Source organism: Streptomyces morookaense (genome assembly GCF_013030945.1).
Classification (GTDB): domain Bacteria; phylum Actinomycetota; class Actinomycetes; order Streptomycetales; family Streptomycetaceae; genus Streptomyces; species Streptomyces morookaensis.
Genome location: NZ_JABBXF010000016.1, coordinates 106,547 through 121,235, shown reverse-complemented (window position 1 = coordinate 121,235; position 14,689 = coordinate 106,547). Strand labels below are relative to the sequence as shown.

Annotated in this window: 10 protein-coding genes; 4 read left to right on the top strand and 6 right to left on the bottom strand. The window is 73.0% G+C overall.

Going from position 1 to position 14,689, the window contains the following annotated elements; translation table 11 throughout:
- Window positions 1–7 precede the first annotated feature (7 nt).
- Genes HG542_RS09395 through HG542_RS09375 form a run of 5 tightly spaced genes read right to left on the bottom strand, consistent with a single transcriptional unit; the run spans window position 8 to window position 9,505 of the window.
- Window positions 8–1,621, bottom strand: a complete 1,614-nt coding sequence (locus tag HG542_RS09395; RefSeq protein WP_229922579.1) for an aldehyde dehydrogenase family protein — start codon at window positions 1,619–1,621, stop codon at window positions 8–10.
- Between the two features lie 7 nt (window positions 1,622–1,628).
- Window positions 1,629–4,343 carry a beta-ketoacyl synthase N-terminal-like domain-containing protein gene (locus HG542_RS09390; RefSeq protein ID WP_171079653.1) on the bottom strand — a complete coding sequence of 905 codons (2,715 nt, stop codon included), beginning with the start codon at window positions 4,341–4,343 and terminating at the stop codon, window positions 1,629–1,631.
- A complete protein-coding gene (locus tag HG542_RS09385; protein WP_171079652.1) occupies window positions 4,336–7,440 on the bottom strand; it encodes a non-ribosomal peptide synthetase in 3,105 nt (1,034 codons plus the stop codon). The genes HG542_RS09390 and HG542_RS09385 overlap by 8 nt, the downstream gene beginning before the upstream one ends.
- A gap of 38 nt (window positions 7,441–7,478) precedes the next feature.
- Window positions 7,479–8,258 carry an SDR family NAD(P)-dependent oxidoreductase gene (locus HG542_RS09380; RefSeq protein ID WP_171079651.1) on the bottom strand — a complete coding sequence of 260 codons (780 nt, stop codon included), beginning with the start codon at window positions 8,256–8,258 and terminating at the stop codon, window positions 7,479–7,481.
- 53 nt (window positions 8,259–8,311) lie between these two features.
- Window positions 8,312–9,505: an aminotransferase class I/II-fold pyridoxal phosphate-dependent enzyme gene (locus HG542_RS09375; RefSeq protein WP_171079650.1), complete on the bottom strand. Its 1,194-nt coding sequence runs from the start codon at window positions 9,503–9,505 to the stop codon at window positions 8,312–8,314.
- Between the two features lie 560 nt (window positions 9,506–10,065).
- Here HG542_RS09375 and HG542_RS09370 point away from each other — a divergent pair.
- Both HG542_RS09370 and HG542_RS09365 read left to right on the top strand, forming a co-directional pair.
- A complete protein-coding gene (locus HG542_RS09370; RefSeq protein ID WP_171079649.1) occupies window positions 10,066–10,569 on the top strand; it encodes an SRPBCC family protein in 504 nt (167 codons plus the stop codon).
- A 28-nt stretch (window positions 10,570–10,597) separates the two neighbouring features.
- Window positions 10,598–11,644, top strand: coding sequence for a fatty acid desaturase family protein (locus HG542_RS09365; protein WP_171079648.1), 1,047 nt, complete (start codon window positions 10,598–10,600; stop codon window positions 11,642–11,644).
- On the opposite strand, the gene HG542_RS09360 is transcribed toward HG542_RS09365, so the two are convergent.
- Entirely contained in the window at window positions 11,580–12,188 is a 609-nt protein-coding gene (locus HG542_RS09360; RefSeq protein ID WP_171079647.1) for a TetR/AcrR family transcriptional regulator, read from the bottom strand. The genes HG542_RS09365 and HG542_RS09360 overlap by 65 nt on opposite strands.
- 179 nt (window positions 12,189–12,367) lie before the next feature.
- Here HG542_RS09360 and HG542_RS09355 point away from each other — a divergent pair, with 179 nt between their 5' ends.
- Both HG542_RS09355 and HG542_RS09350 read left to right on the top strand, forming a co-directional pair.
- Window positions 12,368–13,195, top strand: a complete 828-nt coding sequence (locus HG542_RS09355; RefSeq protein WP_171079646.1) for an alpha/beta fold hydrolase — start codon at window positions 12,368–12,370, stop codon at window positions 13,193–13,195.
- A 43-nt stretch (window positions 13,196–13,238) separates the two neighbouring features.
- A complete protein-coding gene (locus HG542_RS09350) occupies window positions 13,239–14,531 on the top strand; it encodes a YhgE/Pip domain-containing protein (protein WP_171079645.1) in 1,293 nt (430 codons plus the stop codon).
- Window positions 14,532–14,689: the final 158 nt, after the last annotated feature.

Genomic DNA, 14,689 nt, shown 5'->3' with positions numbered 1-14,689 from the left:
GTCCGCATCAGACGGTCGCCTCCTCGGCAGAGTCCCCGAACACCGCGGCGCTCGGCCGCCGTACGTCCCGTGCCACGCTCACGCCCTGCAGGTGCGAGGTGCGCAGCACGGGGTAGTTGGCCTCGCCGCCGGGGCCGCCGGTCAGGCCGGTTCCCCCGTGCGTGGGCAGGACGGGCAGGAAGCCCACGTGCGAGTCGTTGACCTTCAGCAGCCCCCCGTTGCGCACCCCGGCCAGCCACCGGTCCACGACCGAGTCGTCCGAGGTCCACAGGGAGTTGCGCAGCCCGTACTCGTTGCCGTTGACGAACGCCACGACCGCGGCGAGCAGTTCGTCGTCGTCCCGGCCGTCCTCGGGGACGACGACGGGCAGCAGCGGGAAGAACGTCTCGTGCCGCACGGCGTCCAGGTCGCGGGCGCCCTTGAGCCCGTCGACGCGCACGACGGTGGGTTCGAGGAACAGCCCGCCGGTGTCGTCCTGTTCGCCGTCCACGTCGAGCCTGCGCCCGCCGGCCACGAGCCGGGCACCGCCCGCCAGGGCCTGGTGCAGGACGTCGAAGAACGTGTCGGTGCGCAGCACCGGGGAGAGCAGGGCGTCGGCGGCCTCCGGGAAGCCGGGGCGGATGCGCCGGGCGCGTTCGCACAGCTTCTCCAGCAGGGCGTCGGCGACCCGCGGGTGCACCACGGCGCAGTTGGGCACCATGCAGATCTGGCCGGAGCCCAGGAACGACTCGGCGAGCGCCTCGGCCGCCAGGTCCAGGTCGGCGTCGTGCCACACCACGCAGATGTCGTTGCCGGCCAGTTCGAGGACCGGCTTCTTGCCGTGGGCCACGCACGCGGCCCCGAACGCCACCCCCTGCTCGCTGCCGCCGAAGTACATGATGTCGTCGACGAGCGGGTCCTGCAGCCACTGCTCCAGCGTGGCCCGCGCGTCGGAGCAGAGGACGGACAGGGCCGCGGCGGGCGCGCCCACCGCCTCCAGGGCCGGTGCGATCAGCTCGCGCAGGACGTGCATCACCCCGAGGGGCGCGCTGCGCGGGGCCCGGACCACCAGGGCGTTGCCCGCGGCGAGCACCCACACGCCCAACAGGGCATTGGCCACTGTGGCGTTCTGCGGCGGGTTGAGGCACACGACTCCGTCGGCCACCCGGCGCACCGTCAGTTCCCGCCCGGCCGTGCGCACTTGGTGCTCCAGCTGTCCGGCGAGGAACTCCCGTGTCGGCGCGGCGGTGTTGGCGAGCATCCCGGCCGCCTCCCAGCGGGCCAGGGACCGAGGGTGCCCTTCGGCGATCATCAGCTCGACGATCTCGTCGTGCTTCTCGCGGACGAGGTCGTGGAACACCTCGATCAGCCGCATCCGGGTGGCGAGCGGTGCGGTGGACCACTCCGCGGCGGCGCGGGCGGCGGAGCGGACCGCCGCCTCGACGTCGTGCCGGTCGGCCACCGCACAGCGGCCGATCACCTCGTCCCCGGTGTCCTCGGGCCGGATCCGGCCCTGTTCCAGACCGCGCTTGAGCCGGAAGGAGCCGAAGAAGTCGCGGAGCATCGCCGAGGCCCGCACGGTGTAGACCCACTGCTGCGCGGGGTGTTCCCGCCCGTCGATGTACGAACCGTAGCTCAGCACGGCGTCCTCACCGCTCTCCGTCGTAGAGGGCCACGGCCTCGTCGAAGGCCGCGCCGAGGCGGGTGACGGGGTCGCCGTCGTCGAACATCGAGAAGTGGTCGCCCGGCACCTTGGTGACCGACAGCTGCCCCGTGATGTGCTGCTGCCACAGCGACTTGTCGCGCGCCGTGATGCGCAGCGCGTCCAGCAGCGCGGTGCCCTCGGCCTGTTCGGCCTGCAGCAGCATGATGTCCCCCGCGAACCTGCGGTCCGGGTAGTAGCCCTTGAGCAGGTCGTGGTTGTGCTGCCACACCGCGAGGAAGCCCCGGTCGAGCAGCGCCTGCGGGTCGGTGTCCTCCAAGGCGGCCGACTCCAGCAGCAGGGGGAAGGCCGCCTCGAAGTCCTCGGCGTCCACGTGCCCGCCCACGTAGCTCTCCGGCACGTGGGTGTCGAGCATCACCAGGTGCTCCACCTCCTGGCCCGCCTGCTGGAGCTGCAGTGCCATCTCGAAGGCGACGTTGCCTCCGAAGGAGTAGCCGCCGAGCCGGTACGGGCCCTCCGGCTGCTCGCTGCGGATCCGTTCGACGTACAGCGCGGCCAGGTCCCGCAGGGTGGCGGGCTGCCGGGCGGGGTCGGAGGGGAAGGAGAGGGCCGCGAGGGGCATGGCGGAGCGCGAGTGGGCGGCGAGCTTGAAGTAGAGGAAGTTGGTGCCGCCCGCGGGGTGGACGAGGTAGGTGGTGCGGCCCTCGCCCTCCCGGATGCGGGTGATGCCGCTGTGCCGGGACGCGCTGCCGGAGAGCGCGCCGCGCAGCCACCCCGCCATCTGGTCGGGGGTGCGCAGCTGCTCGAACTCGTCGATGTCCAGCGCGACGCCGAACAGGTCGCGCAGCGAGCTGACGATCTCGACGGCGAGCATGGAGTCGCCGCCCAGGTCGTAGTAGTCGTCGTCGGGCGCGATCTGGTCCATGCCCAGGTGGGACTCCAGGACCGCGATGACGCGCTCCAGCAGCCCGTCCCCGGCGGCAGCGGGCTCGGGCGCCGGGGCGGCGGGCGCCTCGCGGCGGGGCGCGTCCGGTGCGATCCAGTGCCGTTCCGGCCGCAGCGGGTGGCCGGGCAGGGAGACCTTGCGGGCCGGTCCGAACGTCCACTGCGCGGTGGGGAGTTCGCCGTTCGGTGCGCCGCCGTCGAGCAGGGCGTCCAGGCCGGCGCGCAGCTCGTCGGCGGTCGCGGCGGTGAAGGCGTGCCCGACGGGCATGCGGGAGCGGCCGGTGTACAGCGTGTACGCGATGTCGCGCACCGCGGCCGCGTCCTCCGTGCCCGTCAGTGCGTCCCGCAGCGCGCGGGCCGAGGCGGTCAGCGCCTCCTCGTCCTTCGCGGTGAGCACGACGGGGAAGCGGGTGCCGGGCTCCGTGGCGGACAACTCGGCGACAGGGGGCGCGACTTCGAGGACAGCGTGGGCGTTGGTGCCGCCGAGCCCGAAGGAGCTGACGGCCGCTGCACGCAACGGGTTCCCGGTGCGGTCCACGGCCGCGGCCGGCACGGTGAACGGCAGGCCGGCGGCGTTCAGCAGGGGGTTGGGCTCGGTGAAGTTGATCTGCGGCGGCACCGCCTGGTGGTGCAGGGCGAGGGCCGCCTTGATCAGCCCGGTGACCCCGGCCGCGGCGTCCAGGTGGCCGATGTTGGCCTTCACGCTGCCGATGAGGCAGCCGGGGGCGGGGCCGCCCGCCGCCCGGTAGGCGGCGGCCAGGGCGCCCAGCTCCAGCGGATCCCCGACGGCGGTGCCCGTGCCGTGCGTCTCGACGTACCCGACGGCGTCGGCGGGCACGCCGGAGGCCGCCAACGCCGCCTCGATGCAGGCCTGTTGTCCGGCCGGGCCCGGCGCGGTGAAGCCGATCTTGTCGGATCCGTCGTTGTTGACGGCCGTCCCGCGGACGACCGCATAGATGCGGTCGCCGTCGGCCAGGGCGTCCTCCAGCCGCTTGAGGACGACGACGCCGCAGCCGTTGCCCTTGACCGTCCCCGCGGACTGCGCGTCGAAGACCCGGCAGTGACCGTCCCGGGAGAGGATGCCGCCCTCCTGGTAGGCGTAACCCGACGTCTGCGGGAAGGTGATGCTCACGCCGCCGGCGAGCGCGGCCCGCACCTCGCCGCGGGCCAGCGCCGCGCATGCCAGGTGGACGGCGGTCAGCGAGCTGGAGCAGGCGGTCTGCACGCTCATGCTCGGCCCGCGCAGGCCCAGTTTGTAGGACACCCGGGTCGCCAGGAAGTCCTTGTCGTTGCCGAGCAGTACGGGGTACGACAGCGCCGCGTCGGCGTACTCGGCGGAGCGCAGCACGTTGGCGAGCAGGTAGGTGCTCAGGCTGCCGGCGGCGAACACCCCCACCGGGCCGCTGCCGTCCCCCGGTGCCAGCCCCGCGTCCTCCAGGGCCTGCCAGGCGCAGGTCAGGAAGACGCGGTGCTGCGGGTCCATCAGGCGCGCGTCGCGCTGGGTGATGCCGAAGAAGCCGGCGTCGAAGAGGTCGGCGTCCGCCAGGTCGGCGCCGTAGGGCACCCGGTTCGGCGCGGCGGCCTCGTCCTCGGACAGTCCGGCGTCCGCCAGCTCCTGCGGGGTGAAGCGGCGGACCGCCTCCGCGCCGTCCGTCAGCCGCTCCCAGAACTCGCCGGTGTCCGCGGCGCCGGGGAAGCGCCCGGCCATGCCGACGACGGCCACCGGGCCGTGCCCGGCCGGTGTCTGCTCAGTCATTGATCGTCCCCCGTGCGGTGTCGATGTGTGCGGCCAGCCGCCGCACCGTGGTGTGCGAGAAGAGCTCGATCATTTCCAGCTCCGGGACGGCGAGCGCCTCGCGGAGCAGCCGGTGCACCTCGACGACGTGCATCGAGGAGCCGCCGATGTCGAAGAAGTTGTCGTCCGGCCCGAACGTGACGCCGGGCAGCACGCGGCTCCACACCGCGCGCACCGCGTCCTCGGTGGAGGCCGAGCCGGCCGCCGCGTGCTCCGGCGCGGCCGCCGTGGCATCAGCGGGCCAGGGCAGGGCCGCCTCGTCGACCTTGCCGTTGATGGTCAGCGGCAGCGCGGCGGTCCGCACGATGCGGGCGGGCACCATGTACGCGGGCAGCCGCTCGCGCAGCACCTGCCGCACCGCGGCGTCGTCCGGCACGGCCGGTCCGGCCGCGAAGGCCACCAACTGCGGGTGCTGCGGGTCGCGTTCGTCCAGCCGCACCGCGCACTCGCGGACGCCGCCGACCGTCAGCAGGGCGGTCTCGATCTCGCCCAGCTCGATCCGGAAGCCGCGCAGCTGCACCTGCTTGTCGATCCGCCCGAGGTGGACGAGCGTCCCGTCGGGACGCACGGCACCGAGGTCGCCGGAGCGGTAGACCCGTTCCCCGCCGCGCAACGGGAAGCGCTCCGCGGTCAGTTCGGGGCGGCCGAGGTAGCCCGCGGTGACGCCCGCGCCGCCCACGATCATCTCGCCGGGCACCCCGGGCGGGCAGGTGTTGCCGTCCTCGTCGACCACGGTGACGGTCAGGTCGGGCAGCGGGCGCCCGATGACCGAGGCGGTCTCGGTGCGGGCGCTCTCCGGGGTGATGGCGTGGTGGGTGACGTGCACGGTGGTCTCGGTGATCCCGTACATGTTCACCAGCTGCGCGCGCTCGCCCATGATCTCGTACCAGGGCAGCAGCGCGGAGTAGCGCAGCGCCTCGCCGCCGAAGACCACGCTCCGCACGGCCAGCCGGCCGGCGTCCTCGGGAGCGAGGACCTTCAGCAGCTGGGAGAACGCGGACGGCGTCTGGTTGAGGACCGTGACCTGCTCGCGGACCAGGAACTCCTTGAACGCGTCAGGGGACTTGGCGCAGGTCTCGGGCACCACGGCGAGCGTGCCGCCGTACAGCACGGCGCCGAAGATCTCCCACACGGAGAAGTCGAAGGCGTAGGAGTGGAACAGGCTCCAGGTGTCCCCGGGCCCGAAGCCGAAGTGCCGTTCGCTGCCGCGCATCAGCCGCATCACGTTGCGGTGGGTGACCTGGACGCCCTTGGGGCGCCCGGTGGAGCCCGAGGTGAAGATGACGTACGCGCAGGCCTCCGGGTCGTCCTCCGGGACCGGCGGGCGCTCCCCTGCGGTGCCCGGGGCGAGGAGCCCGTCCGCGGGGAGGGAGCGCACGCCCGAGGACGGCCAGTGCTCCTCGTCCTCGACGACCGCGATGCCCTCCGGGAAGGCCGTCAGGATCTGCTCGATCCGGGCGGTGGGGGAGTGCGGGTCCAACGGCACATACGTCTTGCGGGCCTTGAGCGTGCCGAGGATGACGGCGACGAGGTCCGTCCCGCGGCGCATGGCGATGCCGACGTGGCCGCCCGGTACCTGCTCCAGGAGCCGGCGGGCCACGCGGTCGGCGCGCTCGTCGAGTTCGGCGTAGGTGAGCGTGCCGTCCTCGGCGCGGACGGCCGTGCGCTGCGGGTGGGTGCGTGCGGTCTCCTCGAACCAGGCGGCCAGCGACGCCGGAACGGCGAACGGCTCCTGCCCGGCCTCCGGGTTGACCAGGGCGAACAGCTGCGCCTCCGCGGCGGGCGGGAGCGCGGGGATGTCCTCCAGGCGGCGCTTGGGGTCCTCGGCGGCCAGCCCGACGACGTGGTGCATCACGGCGAGCGGGTCGGTGGCCCACTGCTCGTCCGAGCACTCGACGTTGACCGCGAAGTCCGCCCCGTAGTCCTCGACGTTCATCGACAGCGGGTACTTCACCAGGCGGCGGGGCAGCGGCAGCGACTCCACCGTGGTGCCGGGCAGCCGGATCTCCAGTGGCTGCTTGTAGTAGGTGAAGGCGTTGTCGGTGGCGAGCAGCCCGCTGCCGATGCGCGGGGCGGCCTCGCGGGCGGCGGCGCCCAGGTCGAGGTCCTGGTGGCGCAGCATGCCGACGCTCGTGGACTGCACGGTGCGCAGCAGGTCCTCGAAGGTGCCGTGGTCGCCGAGGTCGACGGCCAGGGGAAGGGTGTTGACGTAGTAGCCGAAGGCCTGCCGCTGGCGCAGGCCGCGGCGGTTGGCCAGCGGGATCCCGGCGACCAGGGCGCGGTTGCCGGTCACGCGGGCGTAGGTGACCAGGTAGGCGGCGAGGAAGAAGGCGAACGGCGTGCAGCCGAGGTCCTTGGCCCGGGCGCGGACGGCGGCGCTGAGCCCGGCGCCGAGCTCCAGCCGGCGCTCCTCGCCGCGCAGGGCGCCGCCCGCGGTCCGGCGGCCCTGGAGGCGGTCGTCGCCGAGCGTGGTGAGGTGGCCCAGCCGCTCGCGGAAGAACTCGACGGCCGCGGGCGAGGGCGCGGCGGGCTGCACCAGGGCCGCCGGGTCGTCCTCGCACGCGGGGGAGAGGGCCGACTGCGGGTCGGCGTAGAGGCGTTCGAGCTCGGCGGCGAAGTTGTAGAAGCTGTAGCCGTCGTTGACCAGGTGGGAGAAGAGCAGCGTGAGGTGGACGGCTTCGTCGTCCCGGTAGATGCGGAAGTCGTACTGCCGGGGTGCGTCGGGCGGCAGGGGAGTGTCGGCCTGTTCGGCGAGGATCCGGGCGACCTCCTCGCGGGCGTCGCCCGTGAGCACGGTGACCGGGACGTCCGGCTCCTCCGCGGGCCGGCGGTGGACGGCCCGTACGGTGCCGGCATGCTGTTCGAAGGCGGTGTTGAGGGCGCGGATGCCGGCGCCGAGGCGGCGCAGCACGGTGCGCAGGCGCTCGACGTCGACGTCGCCGGTGATGCGGTACGCGGCGCAGAGGTTGAAGGATGCGTCGTCGGGGAAGAGCTGGGCATGGGTGTGCAGTTTGAGCTGGGCCGGGGTGGCCGGCGGGGCGGCAGAGGCAGCAGTCATGAAATGTCCCCCATGAATCGGTTCTTCTGTGCCGTGGCTCAGTGGGAAGGTCCGCTGATGTCCCACGCGAACTTCCGTGAGAGCGCGCGCGGCAGGTGGCGCAGCCCCCAAGCGGCGATCTTGTAGCGGGAGCTGGGGATGCTGAGCACCCTGCCCCGGCGCAGGTCCTGCAGGGCGGTGCGGGCGACGTCGTCCGCGTCGAGCCAGAGCCAGGCGGGCGGGAAGGTGGTGGGAATGCCGGCGCGCTGGTGGAACTCGGTCCGGGTGTAGCCCGGGAGCAGGGCCGTCATGCGGATGCCCGCGGAGCGGACCTGCCGTGAGGTGGCCAGGGACTCGGTGAAGCCGATGATCCAGGCCTTGCTCGCGGGATAGGTGGAGCTGAGCCAGGCGGGGCCGAGGCCCGCGACGCTGGCGACGTTGAGGATGGCGCCGGAGCGGCGCTTCGTCATCTGCTCCAGGGCGGCGTTGGTGAGCCGCAGCACCGCGCGGACGTTGAGGTCGAGCAGTCTCTCCTCGGCCTCGATCCCGGTGTCGAGGAAGGGGCGTTCGTAGCCGATTCCGGCGTTGTTGACGAGCAGGTCGACGGCGGGCCCGTCGGCGAGCCGTGCGGTGACGGCGGCGCAGCCCTCGTCGGTGGTGAGGTCGGCGGGGAGCACGTCGGCGCGGACGCCGTGGCCCAGCGCCAGGCGGGCGGCGTGCTGTTCGAGGTCGGTGCCGGACCGGGCGACGAGCACCAGGTCCCAGCCCTGTTCGGCGAGGGCCCGGGTGAAGGCCTTCCCCAGGCCTGCGGTGGCTCCGGTGACGAGTGCGGTGGGCATGCTTCAGCTCCGGTGGTGGATCCGTGGGCGGGGCCCGGAGACGGGCGGAGGGCTCAGGCGGCGTCGGCGGCCGGGGCGGCGGCGAGCACCCGGTCGCGCACGGCGGCGAACCCGGCGAGGGCGCGGTCGAGTTGGGCGCGGGTCTGCACCGCGGTGTAGCTGGTGCGCAGGCGCGGGGAGGCGGCGGGCGGCAGCACGGCGTTGACGTACACGCCCTGGTCGACCAGGAGTTGCCAGGCCTGCAGGGTGGCGAGCTCGTCGCCGGTCCCGACGGGCACGATGGGCGTGGTGCTCGCACCCACCTCGTAGCCCAGCGCGGCCAGTTCGCGGCGCATGAAGTCCGCGTTGTCCACGACGCTGCTGCACCGCCAGGGCTCGGTGCGCAGGATGCGCAGCGACTCCAGGGCGGCCGCGGCGTTGGCCGGGCTCGCGCTCGCGGAGAACATCAGGCTGCGGGCGTTGTGGCGCAGGTAGTCGATGACGTCCTCGTCGCCGAGGACGGCCCCGCCGATGGAGCCGAAGGCCTTGGAGAAGGTGAGGGTGATCAGCGGCACGTCGTCGGTGAGACCGAAGTGCGAGCAGGTGCCGCGGCCCTTGTCGAGCACGCCCGCCCCGTGGGCGTCGTCGACGAGGAGCGTGGCGCCGTACTCCTCGCAGACGCGGACCAGTTCGGGCAGCGGGCAGAGGTCGCCCTCCATGCTGTAGACCCCGTCGACGATCACCATGCGGCCGCCGCGCCCGGGGAGCCGTTCGAGCTTCGCCGCGAGGGCGGCGGTGTCGTTGTGCGCGAACCACTGGATCCGGGCGCGGCTCATCCGGGCGGCGTCGATGAGCGAGGCGTGCGCCTCCTTGTCGACGAACAGGGTGTCGCCCGGGCCGCACAGGCCCGCGACGGCGGCGAGGTTGGCCTGGTAGCCGGTGGTGAGCACCAGGGCGGCCGGCTTGCCGAAGAAGGCGGCCAGTTCCTGCTCCAGGCGGTCGTGCAGTTCGAGGTTGCCGTTGAGGAAGCGCGATCCGGTGCAGCCCGCGCCGTGCTGCCGGGCGGCCCGGGCGGCCGCCTCGGTCACCCGCGGGTCGGTGCTCAGCCCGAGGTAGTCGTTGGACCCGCACATGACCACCTCCCGGCCGTCCGCCAGGCGTGCCGTGCCCGCGTCCCGGCCGTCGAAGGCGAGGAAGTACGGATACAGCCCGCTCTCCCGCGCCGTACGTGCCCTGGTGTAGGCCGTGCACTTTTCTATGACGCTCAACTGCTCACCTTTCCGCGGTGTGGGAAAAAGACATGGAGGTGCCCCGGCGAGGAATGCTGACGACGATTTCCTGGACGACCCTGCCGAGAATGTCGGACAGCGTGGTCAATTCCCGTTCGGCCGCCGCTCCGGGCGGCGGGGAAACGGTGTCGTTGCGGTACCGGGGCTCCACGGATTCTTCGTGGAGTGGCGCCATCAGTGGTCCCGGGCGCCCTGACGGAGACGGAAGGCGGGTGCGGCGCAACAGCGCGCAACGGAGATCGCGGCGGCGACCTTGATCATTATTCCCCCATGGTTGACTCGCCCGCGCCGGCAACGTTGCAGATCACGCCAGTTGCCCCCGTTGGCAGCGGGCCGATCGCCCCGGAACGGCCGCCCTCGGGCGGCCACTCGGAACGATCCGACTCGTTCCAAACCTACGGTCGGGCCGGGGGCCCGTCAAGTGAAGATCACGTGAACGGGGCGACAGCAAAAGGCTGTTGCGGATTCCGGTTACGACCGGTTACTTTCTGCGGGCGCCGAACGGACATGACCGGCCGTCAAAGAACCGGAGGTTATCGATGGCACGTCGGTGGACGGTGGAGGAAAGCATTCTGGTGCGCGCCCCGCGGGCACGGCTCTATTCGGCCGTGGCGGATGTGCGGGCGATGGGGAGATGGAGCCCGGAATGCCGCGCGGTCTGGGTGCCGCACCCGCCGCTCCGCGCCGGCCGGGGATTCTTCGGCTTCAACAGGAAAGGCCCGTTCGTATGGTTCACCTGGTGCCGCGTCGTCCGTGCCGAGCACCCGCGGGAGTTCGCCTTCGACGTGAGCACCTTCGGCCTGCCCGTGGCCCGCTGGGGCTACCGCTTCGAGACCGTGGCGGACGCGGGCGCCGACGGCTCCGGGGGAGGGGACACGAAGGTCACCGAGTACTGGCAGGACCTGCGCACCGGCCCCGGCGCCCGGTTCACCGAACTCCTGGGCCTGGTCTTCACCGGCACCCCCGCCGCGCGCCGGGCCGAGGCCAACCGGGCCGGCATGCGCATCACGCTGCGGCGGATCAAGGACGCCGTGGAGCGCTGACACAACGTCACGAGAGGGGCAGCAGCCCATGGATTCCACTCCCGGCGCGGGATCGTTCGCCCCGCTCCAGGCCGCCGTGCGCGAGGCCGGGCTGATGCGGCCCCGGCACGGCTGGTACGCCGCGAAGTTCGTCACCAACTCCGCCCTGCTCGGCGGCTCCTGGGTCCTCTTCGCCTGCCTCGGCGACTCCTGGTGGCAGCTCGGCACGGCGGTGCTGCTGGCCTTCGCCTACGGGCAGACCGGGCTGCTCGGCCACGACGTCGGCCACGGCCAGGTCACCCGCAGCCGGCGGGCGATGGACGTGCTCGGCCTGGTCCACGGGAACCTCTTCCTGGGCTTCAGTTACGGCTGGTGGATGAACCACCACACCCGTCACCACAGCCACCCGAACCACCTCGACCTCGACCCGGACATCCTGCGCCGGGTGGTCGCCTTCTCCCCGCGCCAGGCCGAGGACGTCTCCCGGCTGCGCGCCTGGGTGATACGCCGTCAGGTGGTCTTGTTCTTCCCGCTGTTGACCCTGGAGGCACTGGGCCTGCGGATCGGGTCCGTCCTCGCCATCCGGCGCGGTGTCGTCCGCCGTCCGCGCACCGAGAGCGTGCTGCTGGCCGTGCACGCCGTGCTCTACGCCGCAGCGGTCCTCGCCGTCCTCGGTCCGCTGCGCGCCGTCCTCTTCGTCGCCGTCCACCAGGGGCTGTTCGGGGTCTACCTGGGCTGCGTCTTCGCGCCCAACCACAAGGGGATGCCCGTGCGCGACGGCGCGGACGAGCCCGACTGGCTGAGCCGGCAGGTGCTCACCTCGCGCAACATCCGTAGCACCCGCCTGCACGACTTCTGCTACGGCGGGCTCAACTACCAGATCGAGCACCACCTCTTCCCCGGCCTGCCGCGCCCCGCGCTGCGCGCGAGCCGCCCGGTCGTCAGGGCCTACTGCGCCGAACGCGGCCTGGACTACTACGAGGTGTCCGCCGCCCGCTCCTACCGCGAGATCCTCCGGCACCTGCGCACGGTCAGCGACCAGGTTGCGCAGGGCGCTGCGCCGCCCGCCCGGCCCCGTCCGTCAGCAGTCCGATGAGGTCGTCGGTGAAGGACGCGGCCACCGGCTCGCGCCGCACCAGCACCCGCATCCACAGGGCGCCGGCCATGGCGTCCACGAGTGGCGCAGGGTCGAAGTCCGGCGGCAGCTCGCCACGTTGCACGGCGCGCTCGAAGACCGGCTGGTGGCGGCCGAAGCGGTCGTCGAGGAAGGAGACCACCAACTCCCGCATCGCCTGGTGGCGCACCGCCCCCACCAGGGCCGACTCCACCACCGCCCGCCGCCGTTCGTCGCTCAGCAGTGCCTGCACCTGCCCGGCGATTGCTTCGAGGTCGCCGCGCAGGCTCCCGGTGTCCGCGTCCTCGAACTGCATGGCGGGCGCGTGCAGCAGAGCGTCCCGCAGCAGTTCGGACTTCGAGGGCCACCAGCGGTAGATGGTGGTCTTGTTCACCCCGGAGCTCTGGGCCACGCCCTCGATCGTCAGCGCGTCGTAGCCGCGCGCGGCCAGGAGCCCCAGGGTGGCCGTGAAGATCTCGGCCTTGCGGCGGGGGCCGCCGCCGGCCGGTGCCGGGTTCCTGGTCATGGCTGTGTGCTCCGTTCTCGCTCCGGTGGTCTCGGCTGCATCCTTCCGGCTTCCGGTCGTGGAAGCGAAAAGCAACGCAACGTTCTGTTGCAAAGTTAGTCCGGTGCTCTCTACTATCGCAACGCACCGTTGCGTTGCCTTGTTGGGGAAACGGCCGGCACTCGGGAGACGGAGACACGATGACGAACGGGTTGAGCCAGGCCCCGGGCCTCCCCGGGATCTGGACGGCAGGACCGGACGACGCCCCTCCGCTGGTGCTCGTCCACGGCATCCGGCTCTCCGCCCGGATGTGGGACCCGCACGCAGCCCGGCTCGCCCCGCGGTTCCGCATCACCGCGCCCGACCTCCCGGCCCACGGGGCGCTGCAGGGCGAGCGGTTCACCCTGGAGGACGCCGTGGCCCGCGTGGACGCGGCCGTGACCGAGGCCTCCGCGGCGACCGGGCGGCGCCCGCTGGTCGCCGGCTCCTCCCTGGGCGGATATGTGGCCCTCGCCTACGGCGCAGCACACCCCGACCGCACCGCCGCCCTGCTCGTGCACGGCGCCACCGCCCGCCCCGAGCGCTTCACGGGCCGGGTGTACCGCACCGCGGCCCGCACCTTCGAGAAGCTGGGCCCGGAGCGCACCGCGCGCCTCACCGACCGGGCGCTGCGCCGCCAACTGCCCCCCGACAGCTACGCGGCCGTCATGTCGGGCGGCTTGGCCGTCCGCGCCTTCTCCGCGGTCGTCGACGACCTCACCCGCCGCGACTTCCTCGCGGTCGCCGCCCGTGTCCGCGTCCCCCTCCTGCTCGTCAACAGCCGCAGAGATCCGCTGTTCCGCGCCCAGGAGAAGGCGTTCCTGCACGTCGTGCAGGAGTCCGGCGGCCATGTCCGGCTGTGCCACGTGAACGGGTACCACACGCTGTCCATCAGCGACCCCGAGGCCTTCGCCCGGCTGCTGGAGCGGGGGCACCGCCACCTGTCGCAGGCGGTGCCCGCCGCGTTCGAGCGCCCGGCCCGGCCCTGACACCACCCACCTCTTCCCCGACCGACCGAAAGGCGGCCCCGCAGTGCGGGCAAGCACTCTCTGGAAACAACCCCGTGCCTGGGTTGTCGTCGTCATCGGCGGCCTGCTGGCCGCGCTCAGCACCATCGCCTACATCGGCCCCGCCTCCGACCCCCAGGGCCGGCTGCACGACCTGCCCCTGGTGCTCGTCGACCAGGACCAGGGAGCGCAACTCCCCGGCGGCACCGCCGTCCGGCTCGGCCAGGACGTCACCGCGCGCATCCAGGAGGCGGGTCACCGGGACGGCCGCGTCGCATGGCGCACCGTGGGATCCCGCGAGGACGCGCAGAAGATCCTCACCTCGGGCGACGCCTACGCCGCGCTCGTCGTGCCCCGGGACTTCAGCCGCGCCGCACTCTCGCTCGTCGCCCCCGGCGGCACGCCCCGGCGCCCGGCCATGACCGTCCTCACCAACGAGGGCTCCGGCGGCCTCGCCTCCTCGATGGGCGAGAAGGCGGCCCGCCAGGCGGCGGCCGCCGCCTCCGCCGGACTCGGCACGACCCTCGCCGAGCGCGCCCGCTCCGGCCTGGCCGCACCGAGCGCCGACCGTCTGGTCCTGCTCCAGGACCCGGTGCGGGTGCTGGCCGAGCCCGCCCGGCACACCTCCGGTGTCACGGCAGGCGGTTCCCTCACCGTCTACATGGCCATCGCCCTGCTCATCTCCGGTCTGCTGCCCGCCGTCCTGCTCACCACCACCGTCGACGCGAGCCTGGGCTACGCCCCGCTGGAGGTCGGCCCGCGCCGCGTGATGAAGCCGGTGATCGGCATCGCCCGCTCCGCCACCTTCCTCGCCAAGTCGGGCATCGGCATCGTCATGGGCTTCGTGGCCGGCAGCGCGGTGGACGCCGTCGCGGTGTGGGGCATCGGCGTCGAACCCGACAAGCCTGTGCAGCTGTGGCTGTTCTGCGGCGCCGCGTGCGCGGCGGTCACCCTGCTGACGCTGGCGCTGTTCGCGGTCTTCGGCACGCCGGGACAGGTCCTCGCGCTGCTGCTCATCACCCTGTTCGGCATCCCCATGTCCGGCGGCACGATCCCGCTGGAGGCCCAGCCGCGGTTCGCGGACGCGGTGGGTGGCGTGCTGCCGGCCCGTCATGTGACCGAAGGCATCCGCTCGTTGGTCTTCTTCGACGGCCGGGGCTCCGGCCTGACGCAGGCCTGTGCGGTGCTGGGGGCCTACGGGCTCGGCGCGCTCGTCGTGGGCTACGTGGTCTCGCGGCTGTACGACCGGCGGGGCTGGACCCGGGCCACGGAGCACGAACTCGCCCATCCCGAGGCCGTGGTGGCCATGGCGAGGTGACGCGCCGTCCGGTTCCGCCTGTCGACCGCCCCCGCCCCCGCCCGCGGCGCGAAAGCATCGAAACATTATTGCGGGCTTGCGCAAAGGTGCAATCATTGCTGCGGGGCGCATGCCGATGCGCCCGGCTCGATGAGTTCCCCGGTCGACGGCGGAGAGGT

Excerpts from the sequence above, each read along its gene's own strand:
- HG542_RS09385 (WP_171079652.1), bottom strand. The coding sequence starts at position 7,440 with ATGACTGCTGCCTCTGCCGCCCCGCCGGCCACCCCGGCCCAGCTCAAA.
- HG542_RS09390 (WP_171079653.1), bottom strand. The coding sequence starts at position 4,343 with ATGACTGAGCAGACACCGGCCGGGCACGGCCCGGTGGCCGTCGTCGGC.
- HG542_RS09370 (WP_171079649.1), top strand. The coding sequence starts at position 10,066 with ATGGCACGTCGGTGGACGGTGGAGGAAAGCATTCTGGTGCGCGCCCCG.
- HG542_RS09360 (WP_171079647.1), bottom strand. The coding sequence starts at position 12,188 with ATGACCAGGAACCCGGCACCGGCCGGCGGCGGCCCCCGCCGCAAGGCC.
- HG542_RS09355 (WP_171079646.1), top strand. The coding sequence starts at position 12,368 with ATGACGAACGGGTTGAGCCAGGCCCCGGGCCTCCCCGGGATCTGGACG.
- HG542_RS09380 (WP_171079651.1), bottom strand. The coding sequence starts at position 8,258 with ATGCCCACCGCACTCGTCACCGGAGCCACCGCAGGCCTGGGGAAGGCC.
- HG542_RS09365 (WP_171079648.1), top strand. The coding sequence starts at position 10,598 with ATGGATTCCACTCCCGGCGCGGGATCGTTCGCCCCGCTCCAGGCCGCC.